Origin of the sequence: Enterovibrio baiacu, assembly GCF_004120195.1 — a bacterium.
Lineage (GTDB): Bacteria > Pseudomonadota > Gammaproteobacteria > Enterobacterales > Vibrionaceae > Enterovibrio > Enterovibrio baiacui.
Map to the genome: position 1 here is coordinate 160,148 of NZ_SCHN01000005.1, position 22,034 is coordinate 182,181.

The 22,034-nt window shown below is 47.6% G+C and carries 21 protein-coding genes; 10 read left to right on the forward strand and 11 right to left on the reverse strand.

Going from position 1 to position 22,034, the window contains the following annotated elements; genetic code table 11:
• Positions 1 to 17 precede the first annotated feature (17 nt).
• On the reverse strand, positions 18 to 722 hold the full coding sequence (locus tag EQP46_RS01035; protein WP_129491872.1) for an SDR family NAD(P)-dependent oxidoreductase: 705 nt from the start codon (positions 720 to 722) through the stop codon (positions 18 to 20).
• Positions 723 to 851: 129 nt separating this feature from the next.
• On the opposite strand from EQP46_RS01035, the gene folM reads away from it, so the two are divergent.
• The 5 genes from folM to EQP46_RS01060 all read left to right on the forward strand — a co-directional run bounded on the left by folM (position 852) and on the right by EQP46_RS01060 (position 4,584).
• Positions 852 to 1,577 (forward strand): dihydromonapterin reductase, encoded by a 726-nt coding sequence (gene folM / locus EQP46_RS01040; protein WP_129491873.1) that lies wholly within the window; start codon positions 852 to 854, stop codon positions 1,575 to 1,577.
• 22 nt (positions 1,578 to 1,599) lie between these two features.
• On the forward strand, positions 1,600 to 1,965 hold the full coding sequence (gene folX, locus EQP46_RS01045; protein ID WP_198928635.1) for a dihydroneopterin triphosphate 2'-epimerase: 366 nt from the start codon (positions 1,600 to 1,602) through the stop codon (positions 1,963 to 1,965).
• 145 nt (positions 1,966 to 2,110) lie between these two features.
• Complete coding sequence (locus EQP46_RS01050) at positions 2,111 to 2,650, forward strand: cytochrome b (protein WP_129491874.1); 540 nt, start codon at positions 2,111 to 2,113, stop codon at positions 2,648 to 2,650.
• Positions 2,647 to 3,216, forward strand: a complete 570-nt coding sequence (locus EQP46_RS01055) for a YceI family protein (RefSeq protein WP_129491875.1) — start codon at positions 2,647 to 2,649, stop codon at positions 3,214 to 3,216. Before EQP46_RS01050 ends, EQP46_RS01055 begins: the two co-directional genes overlap by 4 nt.
• A 246-nt stretch (positions 3,217 to 3,462) precedes the next feature.
• On the forward strand, positions 3,463 to 4,584 hold the full coding sequence (locus tag EQP46_RS01060; RefSeq protein ID WP_129491876.1) for an amidohydrolase: 1,122 nt from the start codon (positions 3,463 to 3,465) through the stop codon (positions 4,582 to 4,584).
• 146 nt (positions 4,585 to 4,730) lie between these two features.
• On the opposite strand, the gene EQP46_RS01065 is transcribed toward EQP46_RS01060, so the two are convergent.
• The 3 genes from EQP46_RS01065 to EQP46_RS01075 all read right to left on the reverse strand — a co-directional run bounded on the left by EQP46_RS01065 (position 4,731) and on the right by EQP46_RS01075 (position 9,496).
• Positions 4,731 to 6,179: an MFS transporter gene (locus tag EQP46_RS01065; protein ID WP_129491877.1), complete on the reverse strand. Its 1,449-nt coding sequence runs from the start codon at positions 6,177 to 6,179 to the stop codon at positions 4,731 to 4,733.
• Positions 6,180 to 6,701: 522 nt separating this feature from the next.
• Entirely contained in the window at positions 6,702 to 7,757 is a 1,056-nt protein-coding gene (aroG, locus tag EQP46_RS01070) for a 3-deoxy-7-phosphoheptulonate synthase AroG (protein WP_129492171.1), read from the reverse strand.
• Between the two features lie 242 nt (positions 7,758 to 7,999).
• On the reverse strand, positions 8,000 to 9,496 hold the full coding sequence (locus tag EQP46_RS01075) for a cobyric acid synthase (protein ID WP_129491878.1): 1,497 nt from the start codon (positions 9,494 to 9,496) through the stop codon (positions 8,000 to 8,002).
• A 268-nt stretch (positions 9,497 to 9,764) separates the two neighbouring features.
• Between EQP46_RS01075 and EQP46_RS01080 the strand changes: the two genes are divergently transcribed.
• Positions 9,765 to 10,316, forward strand: coding sequence for a hypothetical protein (locus EQP46_RS01080; RefSeq protein WP_129491879.1), 552 nt, complete (start codon positions 9,765 to 9,767; stop codon positions 10,314 to 10,316).
• A 78-nt stretch (positions 10,317 to 10,394) separates the two neighbouring features.
• Here EQP46_RS01080 and EQP46_RS01085 read toward each other — a convergent pair whose 3' ends face one another.
• On the reverse strand, positions 10,395 to 11,282 hold the full coding sequence (locus EQP46_RS01085) for an AraC family transcriptional regulator (protein ID WP_129491880.1): 888 nt from the start codon (positions 11,280 to 11,282) through the stop codon (positions 10,395 to 10,397).
• A gap of 359 nt (positions 11,283 to 11,641) precedes the next feature.
• On the opposite strand from EQP46_RS01085, the gene EQP46_RS01090 reads away from it, so the two are divergent.
• Genes EQP46_RS01090 through EQP46_RS01105 form a run of 4 tightly spaced genes read left to right on the forward strand, consistent with a single transcriptional unit; the run spans position 11,642 to position 15,986 of the window.
• Positions 11,642 to 12,100 carry a (2Fe-2S)-binding protein gene (locus tag EQP46_RS01090; protein ID WP_129491881.1) on the forward strand — a complete coding sequence of 153 codons (459 nt, stop codon included), beginning with the start codon at positions 11,642 to 11,644 and terminating at the stop codon, positions 12,098 to 12,100.
• Positions 12,101 to 12,110: 10 nt separating this feature from the next.
• On the forward strand, positions 12,111 to 14,321 hold the full coding sequence (locus EQP46_RS01095; protein ID WP_129491882.1) for a xanthine dehydrogenase family protein molybdopterin-binding subunit: 2,211 nt from the start codon (positions 12,111 to 12,113) through the stop codon (positions 14,319 to 14,321).
• 37 nt (positions 14,322 to 14,358) lie between these two features.
• A complete protein-coding gene (locus EQP46_RS01100; protein WP_129491883.1) occupies positions 14,359 to 15,405 on the forward strand; it encodes an XdhC family protein in 1,047 nt (348 codons plus the stop codon).
• Positions 15,402 to 15,986, forward strand: coding sequence for a nucleotidyltransferase family protein (locus EQP46_RS01105; RefSeq protein WP_194956688.1), 585 nt, complete (start codon positions 15,402 to 15,404; stop codon positions 15,984 to 15,986). The genes EQP46_RS01100 and EQP46_RS01105 overlap by 4 nt, the downstream gene beginning before the upstream one ends.
• Before the next feature lie 54 nt (positions 15,987 to 16,040).
• On the opposite strand, the gene EQP46_RS01110 is transcribed toward EQP46_RS01105, so the two are convergent.
• From EQP46_RS01110 to EQP46_RS01135, 6 genes are all read right to left on the reverse strand, one after another.
• Positions 16,041 to 17,588, reverse strand: coding sequence for a BCCT family transporter (locus EQP46_RS01110; protein WP_129491885.1), 1,548 nt, complete (start codon positions 17,586 to 17,588; stop codon positions 16,041 to 16,043).
• A 333-nt stretch (positions 17,589 to 17,921) separates the two neighbouring features.
• Positions 17,922 to 18,356 carry a hypothetical protein gene (locus tag EQP46_RS01115; RefSeq protein WP_129491886.1) on the reverse strand — a complete coding sequence of 145 codons (435 nt, stop codon included), beginning with the start codon at positions 18,354 to 18,356 and terminating at the stop codon, positions 17,922 to 17,924.
• 167 nt (positions 18,357 to 18,523) lie between these two features.
• Positions 18,524 to 19,630, reverse strand: coding sequence for a molybdenum ABC transporter ATP-binding protein ModC (gene modC / locus EQP46_RS01120; protein ID WP_129491887.1), 1,107 nt, complete (start codon positions 19,628 to 19,630; stop codon positions 18,524 to 18,526).
• A complete protein-coding gene (gene modB, locus EQP46_RS01125) occupies positions 19,627 to 20,319 on the reverse strand; it encodes a molybdate ABC transporter permease subunit (protein WP_129491888.1) in 693 nt (230 codons plus the stop codon). Before modB ends, modC begins: the two co-directional genes overlap by 4 nt.
• Positions 20,320 to 20,345: 26 nt before the next feature.
• A complete protein-coding gene (modA, locus tag EQP46_RS01130; RefSeq protein WP_129491889.1) occupies positions 20,346 to 21,152 on the reverse strand; it encodes a molybdate ABC transporter substrate-binding protein in 807 nt (268 codons plus the stop codon).
• Positions 21,153 to 21,323: 171 nt separating this feature from the next.
• Positions 21,324 to 21,623, reverse strand: a complete 300-nt coding sequence (locus EQP46_RS01135; protein WP_129491890.1) for a DUF6916 family protein — start codon at positions 21,621 to 21,623, stop codon at positions 21,324 to 21,326.
• Between the last annotated feature and the right edge of the window lie 411 nt (positions 21,624 to 22,034).

Genomic DNA, 22,034 nt, shown 5'->3' on the forward strand with positions numbered 1-22,034 from the left:
TTAAATGGCGTATCCTCTTACCAAGGGATCACAGAATGATCATGGTGATACAGCTGTCCACTGTCACTGGCGGTCATGGAGGTAAACAGACTCACAATACGTGATGCTGTCGTCTCGGGGGAATAGAGCTTTTCTTGGGGCCAATTTTTCGTAAACGGTTCAGACAAATCACTGGGTGTTGTTCCGGGGTGCATGGCAATCACGCTACTTTCTGGCGATTTCCGCCCCCATTCAATGGCAAGATTTTTAATGAACATATTCAACGCGGCTTTTGACATACGGTAGCTATACCAACCACCTAAACCATTGTCTTCAATACTGCCCACTTTTGCGCTTAGTGATATCCAACGCACCGAAGATTTTCGGTTCAACAAAGGCGATACTGCCTGAGCAAGTACAACAGAAGGAAGCACATTAATGCGCATCGATTCTTGCAGCCAAACCGAATCCAATTGCATCACGTTTTTCTCTGGTTGATGCATGTCGCTGTGCAGCACGCCAGCGCATTGAATAACGCCAACTAAGGTCGTGAAATGCGGTGTGAGAAACTGGGTAATGGTTTCCACGTTTGCTTGGTTCGTCATATCAGTACAAAGATGAACGTTCGTAGAATGACCGTGACGACTGATGCTGATGACGTGATAACCCTGACACTGAAGTGTATCAATAATTGCACGACCAATCGTTCCATGTGAGCCAGCCACCAATACTGTTTTCTGCATCCTCACCCCTTAATTCGTTCTGCTAATATCATCTAAACGTATGATTTTCATTCAAACACAGCAAGAAAATGATCTTTCTTCACGCCCACGCGTACTTTGTCTTGCTGTTTATCGTCGGAATTCTTTTATATGGCTCAAGAGACCATTTTGATCACAGGTGCAGGCCAGCGCGTTGGATTGGCCCTTGCTCGGCATTTTTCAGATCATCATTATCACGTCGTGGTGTCCTACCGCACTGAACACAAAGCGATTTCTGAATTGAGGGAACGTGGCGTTGAATGCATTCACGCGGACTTTTCCACCAATGAGGGTATAACCGCTTTCGCAAGCCATATCGCAGGGTTAGGCGTTCAAATCCGCGCATTAATCCACAACGCCTCAGACTGGAATGCGGAAAGCCAAACTGATGACTACCCCGCGCTGCTTGACCAGATGATGCAAATTCACGTGAAAACGCCTTACTTACTGAACTTGGCATTACACCCCTTTTTACAAGGCTCAAGCACAGGCGGCCAGACGGGAAGCGCCGATATCATTCACTTCACGGACTACGTGGTGCGGAAAGGAAGCGCTAAGCACATTGCCTATGCTGCGAGTAAAGCGGCATTGGAAAACCTTACCTTATCGTTTGCACAAAAACTGGCGCCTCGCGTGAAAGTGAACAGCATCGCTCCCGCTCTTATTATGTTTAATGCGGACGATTCTGAAGACTATAAAAAGAAGGCCCTTTCGAAGTCTTTAATGGGCATAGCGCCTGGCGAACGCGAAGTAGTAAACGCCGTAGATTTCATCCTACAAAGCGCATACATGACGGGTCAAAGTGTTAACTTAGACGGCGGTCGCGCGCTCAAGTAATTCACCTTTAGAACGGATATCGATTATGCAAAACGCCATCATTACGATCACCAACCTACGTCTTCGCACCTATATTGGGTTCAATGATGAAGAACAACAGAAGAAGCAGGACGTCGTACTCAACATAGAAATTCACTACCCTGGCGAAAAAGCCTGTATGAATGACAACGTTGAAGACGCGCTAAATTACAAGGTGATCACCAAGACCATTATCGATCACGTTGAAAACGGGCGTTTCCTGTTGCTCGAAAAATTAGTTTCTAGTGTTCTAGACATCACAACCGAGCATCATTGGGTGACATATTCACGTGTCACCATCGACAAGCCCCATGCACTAAGGTTTGCGGACTCAGTGTCACTCAGTTTAAGTTGGCAAAAACCGCAATAAAATGGCGAGTTGTTCAGCATAATTGGACAGCTAGCCCGGAGTTCCTTCTATTTTTTCGAACAAGTTGTTCAATCGTGGCTGGTTATACTCTCGCCACGATTAATTATAATTCTCATTAACAACAATACATCGGAAACAAAAAGGAATGGATAGTCCTTCACATTACAATTTAACGTTACGTGTTATTCACTGGTTAACAGCACTTGTCGTTGTCGGACTTTTTGCTGTGGGTTGGTGGATGGTAGATCTGACGTATTACAGTAGCTGGTATAAAACAGCCCCTTTCTGGCATAAATCCATTGGTATTTGCCTTGCTGCATTGACTGTATTCAGACTGATCTGGCGCGTTGTTAAAGGCACACCAGAAATCGAAGGGAAACCGCTGGAAAGAAAAGCAGCACATGCTGCCCACCACGTGATTTATCTCCTTCTGTTTGTGATTTTTGTTTCAGGTTACCTCATCTCTACCTCTGATGGTCGCGCGATCGAAGTCTTTAATGTCTTCTCAGTACCATCAATGGGTGAGCTATTTCCAAATCAATCTGACATCGCGGGTGCAGTTCACTACTACGCTGCATTCACGCTCATTGGCTTAGCCATTTTACATGCTGCCGCTGCCATAAAGCACCATGTCATCAATAAAGACAATACATTACGGAAAATGATCGGAGACAAGACATCATGAAGAAAACACTATTAGCTCTAGGACTTGCAGCTGCCACTTTGTCACCAACTTTTGCGATGGCTGATGACTATGTTATCGACACAAAAGGTGCGCATGCGTCAGTAAACTTCAAAGTTCCTCACTTGGGTTACAGCTTTATCAAAGGCCGTTTTAACGATTTCAGCGGCGAATTTTCCTACGACCCAGCCAATGTAACGGCATCAGAAATTCAAGTGACAATTGATACAACCAGTCTTGACTCAAACCATGCTGAGCGTGACAAGCACTTACGCAGCGATGACTTCATCAATGCATCGAAGTTTTCTTCAGCGACGTTTAAAAGCACCTCTGTAGCCGAAAACGCAGACGGAACACTCACAATCAATGGTGATTTGACGCTGCATGGCAAAACCAAACCTATTGCCATTGCTGCTAACTTCATCGGCGCTGGTGAAGACCCATGGGGCGGTTACCGTGCGGGCTTTGAAGGTACGACACGCCTAGAGTTGGCTGACTTCGACATCCCTGTCGTAGGGGCATCAAGCTTTGTTGACCTAGAGCTTCACGTTGAAGGTGTGCGTAAGTAACTCGCAACGTAATCTACTCACTTTATTAGATTTTTTCAGGCGGATAGTTTATCCGCCTTTTTTATTTTGATTTTTCAACCACCCATTTCCTTTAAAATCAGTGCTAAATACGCCCTCTCATCGCCACAACTGTTACAGTTTTTAAACCTCCTGCGCTTTCACCTTTTAGATAAGATCTATGTCACAAAACCACCTTATCTGCGCGCGTATGGTAGTGGGCTAATTTTTATAATCGCGAGGGTCGCTATGTTTAATCCGATTCTATTCCGCCACCAACTTCATCGATCACCTGAGCTTTCAGGGGCTGAAAAAAGAACGCATGAACTTCTCGTGAAAACCCTACGAACATTTGGTTATTCACCTATTGAAGAGGTCGGCGGGCACGGTGTGGTGGTTAAAATAGACAGTGGATTACCGGGCCCTCACCTGCTTTTTCGCGCCGACACGGATGCGCTTCCCATCAACGAAATCGCCGTCCATCAGCATAGTTCTGAACATGACGGCATCATGCATGCGTGCGGGCATGACGGGCACTCTGCGAGCTTGATGGCGTTAGCGTATAGGTTGTCATTGTTCACGTTGCAGCGCGGCACTGTGACGCTGATTTTCCAACCCTCAGAAGAGAATGGACAAGGGGCGCTCGCGATGTTGGAAGATGATAAGTGGGAGAAAGGACAGATAGACTATGCCTTTGGTTACCATAATGTGCCGGGATATCCATTGGGGCAAATACTGTGTCGAGAAAACACATTTGCCTGTGCCTCAACAGGATTGTCCATCACCTTTAAAGGTAAAACAGCGCATGCCGCCTACCCCGAAAGTGCGATAAACCCTACTTTTGCAATCAGGGCACTGATGCAAGACATCGAAGTACTCCCCAGTGCCTTAGGTGGCCTAACACTGGCAACCCTAGTCCATGTAGATCTCGGGCAACCTGCATTTGGCACAACGCCTGAATCAGGGCAACTCATGGTGACATTGCGCAGTGACAGTAATAAATGCTTTCAGCAGTTGTGTGACAGCCTTGAGGAAAAAGCAAAAGCGTATGCTGAACGCGACGGGTTAACACTTGATATCGCATGGGACGATAACTTCAACGCAACCATCAATCACAGTGAAGCCAATATGCTGCTAAAGCAGGCCTGCAAGGACATTGGCTTTCATTTTGCTGACTTAAAAGAGCCTATGCGTTGGTCAGAAGACTTTTCGGCATATACTGCGCGATGGCCTTCGGCTTTCTTTGGTCTTGGCAGTGGCACTGAACATCCGCCTTTGCATGATCCACATTATGATTTCCCAGATACCCTCATTGATATCTCGAGCAAAATATTCGAACAGATCATTAGAGACATGAACGGCCTGAGATAGCCTCTATTTTTCATGTGCGTTTATACCAATTGTTTTTTATGACCGCCTTTGTGCCTAATACCCTTAGATGAACAATAAAAAAACGGCTCACCGAGGTGAGCCGTTTTTAGGTTTAGTACCGAATTCGAGCTAATTGCTCTCTGTGCTTACAACTCACCACGAAGTGAAACCAGCTTAGCTTTGATCGCACGCGCTTTCTCTTCTGTCAGGTCATAATTCCACATGACAAGGATGGCGAGTGCAGCTGTTGATGCTGGAATCAGAATGTCCGCTAGGCGCAAGTTGATCATGGTTTCAGCAGATTGACTTGCTGCGCCAGGATCGAAGCCCACCATTTTGATAACAAGGCCACCGAGGATAAGCGCAAGAGCCTGACCCAGCTTAACCATCAACCAGTAGATTGCACCAAATGTACCTTCGCGACGTGGCATACCGTTATCCAGTTCGTCCATGTCACACACATCCGCTGTCATACTCATCATCAGCGTAAACAGACCACCGATACCGAATGACATCAATGGAATTGGCATGAAGATCATCCAAGGGTTTGACGGATCGAAGCCCCACCATTTCAGCGCATAACCCACAATAGAGATCAGGGTTGAAATGACGAAAGCATTACGCTTGCCCCACTTGTTCGCCATCCAAGTGATAATTGGAATGACCAAGAACGCCGTCGTGATCGCACTGATGGTTGAGAACCATGCAGGCCAGCTACCCGTTGCACCGTAGTCACCATCAAACATGTGGAACACGATAATGAAGAAGCTAAACGAAGCAACAAGCTGGAAGCCGTTAAAGACGAGGAACGTTGCGCCACACAATCTAACGAATGGGCCGTTTTTAAACACTTTCTTGATGCCAGAGAAAACCGCCGCTAGGTTTGTCCAAATGGTTGCGAACGAAATTTCCGCACGGTTTTCCATTTTGTTCGAATCGATGCCTTTGCAGAACAAACCTGGAAGAATACCTAACACGATACACGCGCCAGCGACGTATAGAGATAGCTGACGAACACCTTCCGCTTGGCTTTCGAACAAATCGGGATCAGCAATCAAAACCCAGAACCAAGGCACAATCATCCAAGCGATTTGGCCCATAGTCTGAGCAAACGCCATCAAACGTGTACGTTCGTTGTAGTCAGATGTCATTTCGTAACCCAGTGCAACAAAAGGCGTTGCAAACATGGTGTTACCAATGGTGAAGATCAGCGAGAAAATGAGGAAATACCAAAAGTTATACGCTTGAGATGCTTCAGGGTCGAGTTGCCAAAGTAACGCGAAGAAAACGCCACTTAAGATAGCGCCAACAACAATGTAAGGTCTTCTGCGACCCCATCGTGATTTGGTGTTATCTGTGATAAAGCCCATGATTGGATCAGTCAGGGCGTCGAAAAGTCGAGGAAGACCACCCAGCAGACCGGCTAGAAACGGGTCGATGCCAAAAGCGGTGATCAAAAAGAAGGAAAACACACCTAGTGCGCCGGGCAGCAAGTTAAGGGTTAAAGTACCTGCTCCGTACGCCCCTTTCTGTTTTACGGGAACTTGAGCGCGACCTTCCGTGTCATGATTTGCAGTTGCTTCAATTTGTGACATAACTCAATTGTTAACCATATGTGAATACGTGTACTGATAGTAACGGTCTAGTGCGAGTGACTTCAAACTGACACCAAACAACAGATACCTCTGCAAACACAAAAAGAAAGCGCTTTCTTTGGCGTCTTTATTTGAGAGCAAACATATATTCTAATTTGGCCATCACAATAGCCCAAGTTACACACAATCCACCGAATATTGAGATTTTTACGGCATCTTTCATTTCAGTGACACAGATTACACTTATTTTTACGGGTTATTGGCGCTGCCGTCATTTTATTGTCACTAGCATGAAAAAGCCGTGTGATTGACTCGTGATTTCACACTCCACAATCCACCGTACCGCATACCCTAACAAGTACTAGAAACCAAGCTCCCCTCCCTGCAAGATTGACTAACACGTACTTTTGTCGACTTCGTTATGTTTGACATAAAGAAAGTGCTTTCATTGATTTTCAGACATAAAAAAAGCCTGCAGCAATGCGCTGCAGGCTTCGAATTCGTTCTATTGTCGGTTACACGTTATTTTGCTGCTCGACGCTCTTCTACTGCATCTGCTAGACGCTGAAGAACCTGTTCTGTTGTTTCCCAGCCAATACACGCATCGGTAATACTCTGTCCGTATACAGGCGCTTTACCATCAACCAAATCTTGACGGCCTTCCACAAGGTGACTTTCAATCATCACACCGAAGATAGCGTCATTACCACCAGCAACTTGGTTTGCTACATCATCAGCAACAACCGCTTGGCGCTTGTAGTCTTTACTGCTGTTCGCATGGCTGAAATCAATCATGAGCTTCTTACGCAATTTCGCAGAATCAAGCTGCTCCATAATTGCAGAAACATGTTCAGCTGAATAGTTAGGCTCTTTACCACCACGAAGAATGATATGGCAATCTTCATTGCCCGCAGTTTCTACAATCGCTGAATGACCGTATTTGGTCACAGACAAGAAGTGGTGCGGTGACTCTGCTGAGCGAATCGCATCTGTTGCGATCTTGATGTTGCCATCAGTACCGTTTTTGAAGCCAACAGGACAAGAAAGACCTGATGCCAGTTCACGGTGAACCTGAGACTCAGTAGTACGCGCGCCGATTGCACCCCAGCTGATCAAATCACCCATGTATTGCGGGGTGATCATATCGAGGAACTCTCCTGCAGTTGGAAGACCCATGTCAGTGATGTCCAACAACAGTTTACGACCAATACGAAGACCATCGTTCAATTTGAAGCTGTTATCCATGTACGGGTCGTTGATAAGACCTTTCCAACCCACAGTGGTACGCGGTTTTTCAAAGTAAACACGCATAACAATTTCAAGCTGGCCTTTCAGTTTTTCGCGCAAAGGTTTCAGTTTCTTTGCGTACTCAACAGCCGCTTCAGGATCATGGATTGAACATGGACCGATAACAATCAGCAAACGATCATCTTGGTCGTTAAGAATGTTATGGATGGATTGGCGAGCATTAAACACGGTTTCTGACGCGTTATCTGTTGCCGGGAATTTTTCTAGGATCGCTACTGGCGGCAAAAGTTCTTTGATTTTGCTAATGCGAACGTCGTCTGTTTGATAAATGCTCATATTTCACCCTTTTTCATTTCTTGCCGTCATTTTGTCTGTTCAAAACAACGTATGCTTCCTTCATATGCCGTTAACTTATCGCCAATCTAACGTGAGTGCAAACCTATTTTTACAGGAATTTATAAATATTTATTGGCATAGTGTATTGACTGGCGATATTTATGTGCTAGCAACAAGTGTAAAACATGAGCGTTTAAACCATTATCTATTTATTATCAGAACCTTAATGACATCCATTATGTACTCGACGGAAACGGTTTAAATCCAGGAAAGAGCAATTCAAGATCTAAACTCGCCTCTAGCGCATCAGCTAATGCATCAATACTCTTCTCTCGAAGTGCCTCTAAGTTTGATTGTTTGGCGTTCTCCAAGCCCGCCCAATGAAGGAGTAATGCGCATGCATCTGGAGAGTCAAACACACCGTGCCAATAGGTGCCTAGCACCACATTATCCTCGCTAACCAATCCATCGAAAGACAAGTCGCCATTGTTCTCATCTTTGTATGAGATAGGCGATTGACCGCTGGTCACCGACACACCCATGTGGATCTCATATCCTTTTACCGCAGCCTCTTGCCCCAACAAGGTTAATGTTCCGGTTTTCTGCGTAAGCACCTTTTCTTTCTCTATCGTGGTTTCACACTGCAAGTAACCCAAGCCATCCACTGCGGCTGGCTCACCTTCAATGCCATAAGGATCTGCAATGCATTGTCCCAGCATCTGATAACCACCACAGATACCCGCAATCTTGCCACCATAGCGAAGGTGCTTAGCTATTTGCTTATCCCAACCGTACTCGCGTAACGACGCCAGATCACTGATCACACTCTTGCTTCCCGGCAGAACAATCAGATCTGCAGATGGTAGTGGGTCTCCCGGACGAACAAATTGAAGGTTGACCTGCGGGTGCATTCTTAACGCATCGAAATCTGTGTGGTTGCTGACGCGCGGATACACGGGAACCACGATATTGAACAACTCTGATTCTTTATCGTCTGACTGTTTTATATCAATGGCATCTTCTGCATCCAGCATCAAACCTTGTAGGTATGGGATCACGCCAATCACCGGCTTACCCGTTTTCTTCTCGAGCCAATCTAAACCAGGCTCGAGCAGTTTAATGTCGCCGCGGAATCGATTGATGACAAAACCAATCACACGATCTTGCTCTGATTGAGACAAACAATCTAGCGTGCCGGTTAGGTGTGCGAACACCCCGCCTCGGTCGATGTCGGCAACAATGATCACAGGTACATCTGCCGCTTCAGCAAACCCCATGTTTGCGATGTCATTGGCACGTAAATTCACTTCGGCGGGGCTACCCGCACCTTCTATCAATATTGTGTCGAATTGGCCTTGTAAGATGTTGAAAGACTCCATCACTGGTGTCATCGCGAAGGCTTTATAAGACTGAAAGCCAATCGCATCCATGGATTCTGTTGCTTTACCCTGTACGATGATTTGCGCAGCACAATCGGAGTTTGGTTTCAGCAAAATGGGGTTCATGTGAACGGTCGGTTCAACGCCACATGCAAACGCTTGAAAGGCCTGCGCCCGGCCTATTTCCCCACCGTCTTTTGTCACAGCGCTGTTTAACGCCATATTTTGCGATTTAAATGGGGCAACAGAAATGCCACGACGAGCGAGCACACGCCCTAAGCCTGCAACCAAAACACTTTTTCCAGCGTCGGACGTTGTGCCTTGCACCATGAGGGCTTTGTCAGTAGAAAGCATCTAATAAACCTGAATATTCTGAGGGGTGTAAGTGTCTTTGAGGTTCGATAATCGTAAACCCCTTGTCTTCAAAGCGAAATCCCGCTTCATGACCTAGTGGCTAGATGCAAAGATACCACATCGTTTGCATAAAAATGTTACCTAAATCCTCGCTCAAAAAAATGTTTGTAATCTTCATCAAACTTATGCGCTCCACACCTGCAACTTTCGTCCAGCTACTCATACACTCAAGCGGATGTAATTCTTTATAGATAAGGCATGGAAAGCTGTGAATACGAGAAAAAGAACGCGCGCTATTCGAACTATTGCACTCTCACTTGGCCTGTTTTCTGCTGCTGCTTCGGCAACCAATTTTAATTACACCAACCTCGAAGTTGGTTTTACCTCTAATCCGTCAGGGTTAGCAGCGAAAGCAAGATTAGCCTTTATGGACGGGGCACACTTCATTGTGAATGGCAGTAGTCAGTTTGAAGGAGATTGGATTGCGTCTGGTGGCGCGGGTTTCCACGCGCCGATCAATGGTTTTGTCGATGTACACGGAGATGCTCAAGTTTACTCCGTTAAATTCCCTCAAGATGATAAGCATGACTGGGGCGAACTTGCCTACGGCGTCAATGTCGGCGTCCGCGCTTGGGTGCTACCGCAAATGGAAGCAAACCTTTTGGTTGGCCAGGTGGCGTTTGATTCAGATGACACACGAAGTGTGGTTGAAATTGGTGGGCGCTTTCACTCCACTGACGCACTCTCTCTTGGCGGCGTCTATCGCTTCAATGGCTTGTACAAAGAGCAGTTCTATCTCAATGTGAGATTCGAACTCTAAAATCAATGACAAGGTTCGAGACCAAGACTCGAACCTTGTTTTCTTTCTTATCCCTTCCCTTTTTTATTCCTTTCACTTCTAGCCAATCGCTATCACCGCAGATCTTGCTTCACTCGGCGTAATCCCAAAATACCGTTTAAATTCACGACTGAATTGGGACGGACTGCTATAACCCACGGCATAACACACCTCCGCGACTTGAGAACCCAAAGACAACATTGAACGCGCTTTATGCAATCGCAACGATTTCACATATTGCATCGGCGATACCGAGGTCACTTGTTTAAAGTGTTCGTGCAATGTTGACGCGCTCATCCCTGCCACATCGGATATTTCATCAATCCCCAGATTTCGCTCAAAATGCTGCTCGATATAATGCACAACAGGCGTAATTCGGTTTGCACCCGCATGGTTGTTCACACTGTTACGCAATAGCCCACCTGATGGCCCTTTCAATACCTGATAGTAAAGTTCGCGGCACAAGGATGCAGACAATACCTGCCTGTCCATTGGATCATCCGCAGTGCGAATCAGCCGCGCGAGATTTCCCATTATCTCTGGCGTGATTGCTGTGGATTGCGTGAGTTCCATCTGCTGCTCAAGCGCATCGTCACTTTGCCATTGACTCATTTCCATCATCAACTGGCCGACCATCTGCCGATCTATACGTAGACTCGCACCTACATAAGGCCTATCGGGATCAACATGAGACACGCTGGCATCCACAGGTCGTGTGACAGAGTTGATCAAGTAGGTGGATGGATCATATTGATAAACACTTTTCCCCGAGCTCAATTGCTTGCTGCCTTGCAGCACAAAACAAATAGAAGGCTGCAGAACAATCGGCATCACCGGAATATTTTGTGTCGAGGAAAACAGTGTCAGCCCTTCAATGTCAGTGGGATGAACACAATTGCTGCCCACGCGTTCGAAGACATGTTCAGCCAATGCAGAATTGAATTCCATGCAAACTCTCTTTCAAATCAGGTCGTAGGATTATGACACCAAACGCGCACTCAAGCCTGTTAATGACATTAACTTCGGAGTAATAGGCAAGAATACAGGAACATCTCGATAACATGTCACCAAAATTCTAGCCATAGTTATTAGGAGAATACCCCGTAGACCACTATTGCCTGAAATCAGCACCCAACACCTTGCAGTGTTTCCTATCAACTACGCTAAAAGGGAATGCGTGGCTTGTAGCAAATGCGGTTAAGGATTGAATGCGTTGTGCATTCTCAAGGGGTGATATCGCCACCCTGCTGAATACCGAGCAACCTCGTCATTCGGGAATAATAAAAGCCCTATGGAAGGAGAAAAACATGACCGTTTCTATCAATATTAACGGGCAAGATCATGAGCTGGATGTCCCACCTGAAACGCCGCTTTTGTGGGCGCTTCGAGACAATGTCAAACTCACGGGCACCAAATTCGGGTGCGGCCTCGCACAATGTGGCGCGTGTACCGTCCATATGGCAGGTCAACCGATTCGATCCTGTGTCACCCCTGTTTCTGCCGTCGTTGGGCAACGCATCACCACCATTGAAGGCATTGAAACAAAAGCCGCGAAAGCAATTCAAGCCGCGTGGGAAGAACTTGCGGTACCGCAATGCGGGTATTGTCAGTCAGGCCAAATCATGGCGGCGAGCGCACTCCTTGCTAACAATCCTTCGCCCACAGACGACGATATCGACGCTGCAATGAACGGCAATATTTGCCGCTGTGCAACGTACGTTCGAATCCGCGAGGCCATCAAACAGGCCGCGAAAGAATCAGTTTAGGGGTAATCACATGCAACCGTTTATTCAGGCTTTTCAAGCCAAGCGAAATGCCGATCTCGCGGCGCAATCCCTCGGCACATCACGCCGAGGCTTCATTAAACTCATGACCACGGCGGGCGCCGGTTTAACGCTAGGCGTTCACCTTCCCGCCTTTGCTGCATCAGCCGCAGATGGCAAAGAAACACCATTTGAACCGAACGCATTTATTCGCATTGGCAATGACAACACCGTCACCATTTTGATTAAGCACCTCGAAATGGGGCAAGGCGTCACAACAGGGCTCGCGACCATTGCTGCGGACGAGCTAGATGCGGATTGGGCTTTGGTATCCACCGAAGCAGCACCTGCAAATGCAAACCTCTACAACAATCTCTTGTTTGGCCCCGTGCAAGGCACAGGCGGCAGTACCGCCATCGCCAACTCCTTCATGCAACTTCGTGTAGCAGGCGCAAAAGCCCGCGCCATGCTGGTGAGCGCAGCTGCCAAATTGTGGAAAGTGCCAGCAAGTGACATTTCCGTTAGCAAGAACATGGTTTCTCATCAAGCATCAGGCAACTCGGCTTCTTTTGGCGAACTGGCTGAACTAGCTGCAATGGAAGCCGTACCTGCTGATGATGCTGTCACGTTGAAACAGCCTGACCAATTCTCGCTGATTGGTAAAACGGGCACCACGCGCAAAGATCATGGAAAAAGCAACGGCACAGCAACCTTCACACAAGATGTCCAAGTCGAGGGCATGTTGACGGCCGTTGTGGCTCACCCACCTTCCTTTGGTGCCAAGCTCATCAGCGTGGATGCTACGGAAGCTAAAAAATCCGCTGGTGTGGTGGATGTGGTTCAAATACCCACTGGTGTCGCCGTTGTTGCGAAGGATTTTTGGAGTGCCAAAGTGGGGCGCGACAAACTAAAACTGGAGTGGGATCGTTCCGCATTCACCAAAAGCACGGATGACCTGCTAAAAGAATACAAAACACTGGCCGATCAAAAAGGCTTACCCGCAAAGGTTGAAGGCGACGCCAGTGGAAAGCTTGCCACCGCTGACAAGGTGATTGAAGCCTCCTATTACTTCCCTTTTCTCGCCCATGCCGCCATGGAGCCAATGAACTGTGTGGTGCTGGCTGAAGACGACAAATGTGAAATGTGGTACGGCGCACAGCTGCCGACCATCGATCAGTTTGTTACTGCATCTATCTTGAACATCAAGCCAGAGAACATCGCTATCAACACCGTGTTTGCTGGCGGTAGCTTTGGCCGACGCGCCAACCCACAATCTGATTATGTTGCTGAAACCTTGATGATCGCGAACACACAACGCGGTGTGCCGATCAAGCTGGTGTGGACGCGGGAAGACGACATGCGTGCCGGTTATTATCGCCCTATGTATGTTCAGAAAATCCGAGCATCATTGGATGAGCAAGGCAATATCGATGCATGGGAACAACGTGTTGTGGGCCAATCCATCGCAGCAGGCACCTCGTTTGAAGACTTCATGGTGAAAGATGGTATCGATAGTACGTCTGTGGAAGGCGCTTCGACGCTGCCTTACCGCATTCCGAACTTTGCTGTCGAACTGCACACCACACAAAGCCCAGTACCCGTGCTGTGGTGGCGCTCGGTTGGCCACACTCATAATGCATTTTCGACTGAAACCTTCATTGATCAGCTCGCGCATGCTGCAGGGAAAGACCCCGTCGCTTATCGTCTAAGCATGCTAGAAGGTCATCCACGTCTCCAAGGCGTGTTAAAGCTTGCTGCAGAAAAAGCCGATTGGGGTAAGCCTTTACCAGAAGGGAAAGCGCGAGGTATTGCACTGCACGAATCTTTCCGCACTTTCGTAGCTCAAGTAGCAGAAGTTTCCGTGAAAAACGGGGAGATCGTCGTCGATCGCGTCGTGTGCGCCGTTGACTGTGGTGTTGCCATCAACCCCAGTAACATCGAAGCACAAATGCAAGGCGGCATAGGCTTTGGTCTTTCGCAGACACTGGAAAGCGAAATCACCCTCAAAGATGGCGCCGTGGTGCAATCCAACTACCACGACTACAAGGTATTGCGATTCGCACAAATGCCAACCGTAGATGTACATATTGTACCTTCAGCAGAACCACCAACAGGGGTGGGTGAACCCGGCACACCGCCGATTGCACCTGCTGTCGCTAATGCGGTGTTTGCGTTGACGGGTCAACGTTTAACTGACTTGCCTTTGCAATTAGCAAAGCGCTAATAGGGTGAAACAAACGGAACTGATGTAAAGGACATTCATGTCGAATCATTTACTCCATTTGCTTAGCCAATGGTACCCAGAAAAAGACAATGCCGAGTGGGTGCTCGGCACTGTCTTCAACACGCATGGCCCCTGCTATCGCAAAGCAGGTGCCATGATGTTCTTTAATGGCTTTGGTCAACAACTGGGCATGCTCAGCGGGGGATGTTTAGAATCAGATATCCAGCGCCACGCAAAGAAAGTGATGGCCACAGGTGACAGTGTCACACTAATTTATGACAGTCAGGATGAAGATGACCTCTCATTTCAACTTGGCATCGGTTGTGGCGGCACGGTTGAAGTCATGCTGCAACCTTTGTCGGCTGCAAATAACTATCTCGCATTAGAGGCGGTGTATACCCACCTAATGCAACGACAATCCGGCCACTTCTATCAACGTATTCCAACAAAAAATGCTCACCGTTCAGGCTCGCAATCAGACGCGGCGTCATTCATTCCGTCAGAGCAGGCGCACCACTATGTCAGTGACGGCGTCACGTTTGGGAAACGCATCAAAGAAGGTGAACAAGACTGGCTATGTACCTATGTTCAACCCCCTATCCATTTGCTGATTGCTGGCGGAGGGCTGGACGCAAAACCGCTCGCCACGTTAGCGAGCCAATTGGGCTGGCACGTTTCACTTTGGGATCCGCGCCCTGCCAATGCAAGACGTGAATACTTCCAAACCGCCAATGTCATTCTACGAGAGCCAGCGGAGTCACTCTCAGCATATTGCCTCAAGCATCGTGTTGATGCCGCCGTCGTGATGACCCATAACGTCACCTTGGACGCACAGGTACTCTCATCACTTCAACAGGTGCAATTGCGCTATCTCGCGTTGCTCGGTCCTATACATCGCCGCGATGACGTATTAACGGCTGCGAGGATTAAGATGGACGATCTGCCCTGCCATTTATCTGGCCCTGCGGGATTGCATCTTGGCGCAGCATTGCCTGAGGGTATTGCAATGTCGATATTGGCAGAGTGCATGGCCAAATTAAATGATGCGTCCGGGATATCGTTCAGCGGCGCGCTGTCATCATGACACCACCAGCAGTTATCATTCTCGCAGCAGGAAAAGCGTCTCGATTTGGTTCGTGCAAGACGCTCGCTGTCGCCAGTGGAGAACCTCTCGTTGCACGCGCCATAAACGCAGCAAAAAGCATCAGCGACGACATCTACCTCGTAACCGGATGTTGGCATGACGACATTAGCAAAGCCGCGAAACAACACGCATGGCCAGTACATTTGTTGTATGCCAAAGAGTGGGAAGCTGGCATTGGCAGTGTCATTGCCTACGCCACCAAACAACTGGAGCAAACCTATTCGGAACTGATGATTTTATTGGCTGACCAGCCAGATGTTTCAGGGGCAGACACAAACGCGCTGTTGGCCGCCTTTCACGCCAAAGGCGCAGACATTGCCTGTGGCCAATATGCCGATACCTTAGGTGTACCTGCTGTATTTAAACAAACCACGTTTGATCGGCTAAAGGCCCTTGAAGGTGATAAAGGCGCAAAGGCGTTGCTCTATGAAGATACATTCATGATAGCAAGGGTGTCGCTAACGCATGCCAGTGAGGATATTGATACCCCGCAAGCGTTAACAGCATGGGAAAACAAATAACAAAAAAGGAGAACAATGGCTGTTCTCCTTTTTATGTTCACTGCGCTTTTTCAATCAACTCGTGGTAACGAGTTTCCAACGCTTTTCTTTCTTCGCTTTTCTGATCATCCAAAAAATCGTCAAGGGCGCAGAGAACAAGGTCGTCGCGATGAGAATCGACACAGGGACTGCGGTGATCACGATAAAGGATTGAAGCGCACTTAATCCGCCCTCACCTGCTGCTAAAAGCACAGCCGCAACAACCCCTAATGTGATCGCCCAAAATAGGCGATGATACTTTGAAGGTGTCGTATTTTCTGATGTCACCACGGCAATGGAATACGCCATTGAATCGCCTGTCGTTGCCACGAACGTCGTTGTCAGCAAGAGGAATGCTGGCACGAGGATAATCTGAAGCGGTAACTGCTGCAGCATCGCTATCAAAACGGCTGGCAAGCCCGCATCAGCTAACGGGCCAGAGATACTTCCAGGGTTTGTCATTTCAAAGAAAATGCCCGTTCCGCCCAATGCACTGAACCAGAAATTGGTCGCTATCGGTGCGCAGACACTGATCGCCAGAATCAGCATTCGCACGCTGCGTCCTTCAGAGATCTTGGCAATAAAGATCGCCATCATCGGCGCAAAGCCAATGAACCATCCCCAGAAGAACCACGTCCACCCACTCTGCCAACCTTCATTAGCAGCATCCAGCCCCAAAGAAGAAAAGTGGCTGATGTAGGTACCAAAACCCGCAACAAACTCACCGAAAATAAACTGTGTCGGACCAAGGAAAAGTACCGCAACCAATAATGCAAATGCCCCGATGACATTCATTTTACTCAGCCACTGAAGCCCTTTGTCTAACCCTGAAAATGCAGAAATCGAGTAGACCGCGACAACGCCGAGGAGAATCGAAATTTGTAAGGTCAGCGTATTCTCAATCCCCGTGAGAGATTCCACGCTGTAGCCAAGTTGGCTCGCCAAGAAGCCGATAGGGCCAATGGTGCCAGCCGCAACGCCAATGATCGCACACGTATCCACCACCGCGCCCAACCAATGGTTTTCTAAGCGATCACCGAACAAGGGGTATAACAATGCACGAGGGCGAAGGCTCAAGCCTTTATGGTGGTGGGCATGCATCAAAACGATGGTTGCCAAAGTGCCAAGCACAGCCCATGCGAGGAAGCCCCAATGAAAAAAGCTTTGCCCCAATGCCGCAGAAGCTGCCGCTTCGGTATAAGGTTCAGCACCGGAAAAAACAGGCGGCGCAGACATGAAATGATAAACAGGTTCAGCCGCAGACCAAAAAACGCCTCCCCCTGCTAGCAAGGTACACATGATCATCGAAAGCCAACGAAACGTGCTCATTTCTGGCGTTAGCTTCTTACCGAGTGTCATTCTTCCTGCGGGCGAGATAGCAATGATCAAAGCAATGGCGAAGTTAAGTACCATTAGCCACTGCCAAGCGTAACCAAATACATTGGCCGACATCGCATATAGCGTATTGATCGTGTTGGAAAAAGACTGCAGATCGAACAGTGCAGCAAAGAGGAAGCAAGAGAAAAACCCGATAGTCAGTGTTGAAACAAGTTTGTCGCTAGCAATTAGAGATTTAAAAGTCATTGTGCTCTCACATTATGCGTGAGGGACGGGACTTTAGCAGCTTGTTGACGTGATCGCCATCACTTTCATTTGAACACTAAACTTTATTACTGGTAGATTTTGGGAACCAATTAACTTAACACGCCCACAATCCCGACAGAATTGGCAGCATATCGTAACCAATCCCCTGTTCTTGTTTCCGAATTTCAAAGAACTCTAAATATCGATCATAGAATGCTTGGCGGGTTTCAGAGACTGCGCGTAGCCACATCACGCATGATCTTGAGTGTGACACGTTAGAGTGATTTACCACCACAGACACCTGCCATTTGCGTATAAAAAAAGCCTGACTCATCAGGCTTTTTCTTTTCGCTTCTTCAGTTTTGAATTCGCGTGTGTTTCGATAATTTGCTTATGCAGCGCAGTTGCAGCTCGCATCAATCGCGGATGGATTTGAAGCTGCTTATTCTCGAGCAATCTTTTATTAAAGTTAATCACGGATGCTGTTACACATGCAGCCACTTTAATTTGCCCTAGCTTATGCGCATACATCGCGGTTTTGATTGCAAGAAATGCACGCTGATCATTCTTCTTGTAGGTTTGATTTGCGAAGCGCTCAAACCGAACAAAGTCTGCGTGATACGTTTTGTGAATACGCACAACGTGTTTATCGTAGTATTCCTTGTACTTGCTGTAACTGCCCGTTTTATTGGCCTGCATGAGCTTTTTAACCCAATCTGTCGACTTGAGTTTCTCCTTGCCAAACAAGCCGCTTAGCCAACCAAACATTTAGTCCCCCTGTACTCACCTCGAGTAAGCTCTCTAAATAGAGTATCTAATTCGCTCACGATAATACTTCTTATACATATATTTCTAGGACGTTTGCGGCACACCGCACACAGTGTACGGTAACGAGAATTCTACTGAAAATTCACGGAAAGTATGCAAGTAATTTGTTAGAAATTACTGTGATGTTGTGCCAGATCGCTTTTCGCGATGCTGATGCCTTTTAATTGAGCAAATACTTTTTCACCTGCTGATAAGGCAAGCTCATCCGCCGCCCATTCAGTGATATTAGCAATCAATACCTCGTTACCAATCCTTAACATCACTTGGCAGTAGCCTGTCGACATTTCACCTTGCTTGGTTCGGGTGACCGACTCAATCGAACATGGCAGCACGTTACGAATACTGGTGTCTGATGCAGGTGTTTTCACTATCGAAATGTCATTGGCAAACACACGCAATCTCAGGCGAGAATCTAGCGCTGCATCAACGGCCGGAACCCACAATGTTTCGCCTTCAAGATCGAGTTTCGACATTGCATAGCGCGGATGCGTCCCTACCACTGTGGCGGTGACCAAGGCACTTTGTTCTTTTACCGACAGCCACGGCTGCATGTGCTCTGAACTCCACACGTCATGCAGTGACCCATTGGCGATCACCCTGCCTTTGTTTAGCAGCAACATATGATCAGCCAACTGCAGAATTTCATCCAAGCTATGGCTAACGTAGATCACCGGAATGGAGAGCGATTCTGTCAGTCTAAGTAAATACGAAATCAATTCTTGTCGGCGAGGACCATCGAGTGACGCAGTGGGTTCATCCATGATCAAAAGTTCAGGTTCAGAGAGCAATGCACGCCCTATCGCTACACGCTGCTTTTCGCCCCCTGACAAATCACGAGGGTAGCGAGCAAGTAATTCTCCAATGCCCAGCAATTGCGTAATTTCTTCAAACATCGAAGTATTCGCACGTGATTGACCATAACGCAGGTTCTTTTCAACTGACATATGCGGAAACAAACGCGCATCTTGAAACACATACCCAATACGTCGTTTTTCGGGTGGCAGTTTGATGTTTTTTTCTGCATCAAACAACGTTGATTCACCCACAGAAATTTTGCCAGCGTCTGGCACTGACAGCCCGCTGATCACATTGATCAGCGACGTTTTCCCCGCACCAGAACGGCCAAAGATCGCAGTAATACCCGACGATGGAATGGTTTCGTCTAATGACAGTGAAAAGTCGTCGAGTGCTAATGAAAAACGTAAGGTGATCATGACAAGCCCATCCTTTTCTTCATTCGACGACTCAGCCATTCCGATCCAAACAAAGACAGCAATGCGATAACTATCGAGAGAACACAAAGCCTTGCGACACTTTCCTCTGCCCCTGGCGTTTCAAGGAAAGCGAACATGGCTAATGGTATGGTTTGTGTTTCCCCAGGAATGTTGGAGACAAAGGTAATGGTCGCACCAAATTCCCCCAAGCTACGGGCAAATGTCAGCACCAAACCTGACAAAATTCCGGGCGCGATCAATGGCAATGTGATCGAATAAAACACACGCCATGGCGACGCACCCAAGGTTCTCGCCGCATCTTCAAGGCGCTTATCAACCAACTCCAGCGACAAGCGAATCGCTCTCACCAACAATGGAAACGCCACCACGGCAGACGCCAAAGCCGCACCTTTCCAACTGAATGAAAATGACACGCCAAAGGTCTCATACAACCATTGCCCCACAGCGCCACGACGTCCCATGACCACCAGCAACAGATAGCCAATGACCACAGGTGGTAACACCAACGGCAAATGAATCACGCCATCGAGAACAGATTTACCGGGAAATTGTTTACGGGCCAATAACCAAGCGACTGCGATGCCAAGGGGCAAACTTGCAGCGACGGCAACCGTGGAAATTTTCAAGCTCAGCGCGAGGGCTTGCCATTCAAGAGGAGTTAACAACATGCGTTAAAGGTTACTCAATAGAGAGGTCATTGCGGGGCTTCCTGATCGGAGGGTGCAGAAGACACAACGTTAAACCCCTGCTCGGCCAAAATTTTGTGCGCGTCATCTGACGACAAAAATGTGAAAAATTGCGCCGCTGCATCAGACGCTTCTTGGGTCATGGCTTTTGGAAAAATAATAGGCACATGGGATGCGTCAGGCACCTCAGCCACGACATGCACGGCCTTTGACGCAACCGCATCAGATCGATAAACAATGCCTATGGGCGCTTCTTGTCGTTCTACCAAGGCCAACGCCGCACGGACACTGTTTGAGTAAGCCAGTTTTTCCGCTAATGCTGACCATAGCTGAAGGTTTTCCAGCGATTCTTTTGCATAAATGCCCGCAGGTACATGCGTTGGATCTGCAATTGCCATACGCGCATTGCCAATTGCATGAATGAGCGATGCGCTATCGAGTTTTATCTGGGTAAGCGCTTCACGGGCACTGACAACCACTAAGGCATTACTGACCCAAGGTGAGAGCGTGTTAACGTCGATCACTGCTTGGTCAACGGCATAATCCATCCACTTCTCATTCGCGGAAATATAGATATCTGCAGGCGCGCCATAAGCGAGTTGTCGAGCAAGTGCGGAAGAGGATGCATAAGACAGGGTGACGGTGCGTCCCGTTTGCTTTTGATAGGATTCGGCAATCTGATCTAACGCCGTTGTCATCGAAGAGGCGGCAAAAACGAGCACCCTTTCTCCATCATTAGCAGAAGAGAAAGGCGAAAGTAGCAGTGAAAACAACAAGAAAAATATGCTGACGATGACGCGAAACGTGCGTTGCATGGATTCCCTATGGATAGCGCGAATGAAAGGCACATCATACCAACGATCAATGCGACAAAGGTATCGAATCAAGCCTTTATTGATGTATCTGATGATAATGCGACCAGATAATCCCTAAAACCATACCCAATATAATTAAGGCGCTCACCATGTTGAGCAAAGTGATGAATGCTAGGCTTCTGTGTTCATCGTGATGGTGTAATGGTTATTCTTTGCAGGGATCATATACAAGATCTGCTGACCCATAGAGTGGTGGGAGATAAGGTAGTTGCCTTGGGGAAACTCGGCGTCATCAGGACCCACGAGAACCATGGTGTAGTGCTCGACAAGACGATCATCAATGGTCGTGCCGTTCCCTTCTTCTTCGTTGACGGATTCAACAAGCACTTCATACTCATTTTCTGCGCCATCGATCAGTTGAACAGATTGGCCTTCGAGCTTTGAAATGTTCTCCCACGACAATACGTTCATCGACTATCTCCTGCGTCTTACTTTTTACGTCCACGCTCAACGAGCTTTATAGACTAAATTGTAGCCACTTTGTTCGGGATAATACGGATTTATAACGCTTTTTCTGACAGTAGCCCCAAAATTTTTGGGTTAATACTGAGATTGGGTGGAGATGATAAGGGGATGACACGTCAAGGAGGGTATTACAACCAGAAACGCCGTAGCGACGTTTCTGGATTTGTTGCGACTAGCGCATTTTTAGAGGACGCGTAGTTTGCGGTCTATTTTGATGGTAGAACCACAGGCGTCTGCTTTTGTTGCTCATAAACACCTCTTTTTTTTATCAGGTTAAAATGCGCATTTCTGTTTTCACCATAGTGAATAACAAAACGGCATTACATTCCTGAGTTGATAAACCTGCCTCCTAAAACA

Coding starts and splice junctions, on each gene's coding strand:
- EQP46_RS01035 (WP_129491872.1), bottom strand. CDS start 722: ATGCAGAAAACAGTATTGGTGGCTGGCTCACATGGAACGATTGGTCGT.
- folM (WP_129491873.1), top strand. CDS start 852: ATGGCTCAAGAGACCATTTTGATCACAGGTGCAGGCCAGCGCGTTGGA.
- EQP46_RS01050 (WP_129491874.1), top strand. CDS start 2,111: ATGGATAGTCCTTCACATTACAATTTAACGTTACGTGTTATTCACTGG.
- EQP46_RS01055 (WP_129491875.1), top strand. CDS start 2,647: ATGAAGAAAACACTATTAGCTCTAGGACTTGCAGCTGCCACTTTGTCA.
- EQP46_RS01060 (WP_129491876.1), top strand. CDS start 3,463: ATGTTTAATCCGATTCTATTCCGCCACCAACTTCATCGATCACCTGAG.
- EQP46_RS01065 (WP_129491877.1), bottom strand. CDS start 6,179: ATGTCACAAATTGAAGCAACTGCAAATCATGACACGGAAGGTCGCGCT.
- EQP46_RS01075 (WP_129491878.1), bottom strand. CDS start 9,496: ATGCTTTCTACTGACAAAGCCCTCATGGTGCAAGGCACAACGTCCGAC.
- EQP46_RS01085 (WP_129491880.1), bottom strand. CDS start 11,282: ATGGAATTCAATTCTGCATTGGCTGAACATGTCTTCGAACGCGTGGGC.
- EQP46_RS01090 (WP_129491881.1), top strand. CDS start 11,642: ATGACCGTTTCTATCAATATTAACGGGCAAGATCATGAGCTGGATGTC.
- EQP46_RS01095 (WP_129491882.1), top strand. CDS start 12,111: ATGCAACCGTTTATTCAGGCTTTTCAAGCCAAGCGAAATGCCGATCTC.
- EQP46_RS01100 (WP_129491883.1), top strand. CDS start 14,359: ATGTCGAATCATTTACTCCATTTGCTTAGCCAATGGTACCCAGAAAAA.
- EQP46_RS01105 (WP_194956688.1), top strand. CDS start 15,402: ATGACACCACCAGCAGTTATCATTCTCGCAGCAGGAAAAGCGTCTCGA.
- EQP46_RS01110 (WP_129491885.1), bottom strand. CDS start 17,588: ATGACTTTTAAATCTCTAATTGCTAGCGACAAACTTGTTTCAACACTG.
- EQP46_RS01115 (WP_129491886.1), bottom strand. CDS start 18,356: ATGTTTGGTTGGCTAAGCGGCTTGTTTGGCAAGGAGAAACTCAAGTCG.
- modC (WP_129491887.1), bottom strand. CDS start 19,630: ATGATCACCTTACGTTTTTCATTAGCACTCGACGACTTTTCACTGTCA.
- modB (WP_129491888.1), bottom strand. CDS start 20,319: ATGTTGTTAACTCCTCTTGAATGGCAAGCCCTCGCGCTGAGCTTGAAA.
- modA (WP_129491889.1), bottom strand. CDS start 21,152: ATGCAACGCACGTTTCGCGTCATCGTCAGCATATTTTTCTTGTTGTTT.
- EQP46_RS01135 (WP_129491890.1), bottom strand. CDS start 21,623: ATGAACGTATTGTCGTGGGAGAACATTTCAAAGCTCGAAGGCCAATCT.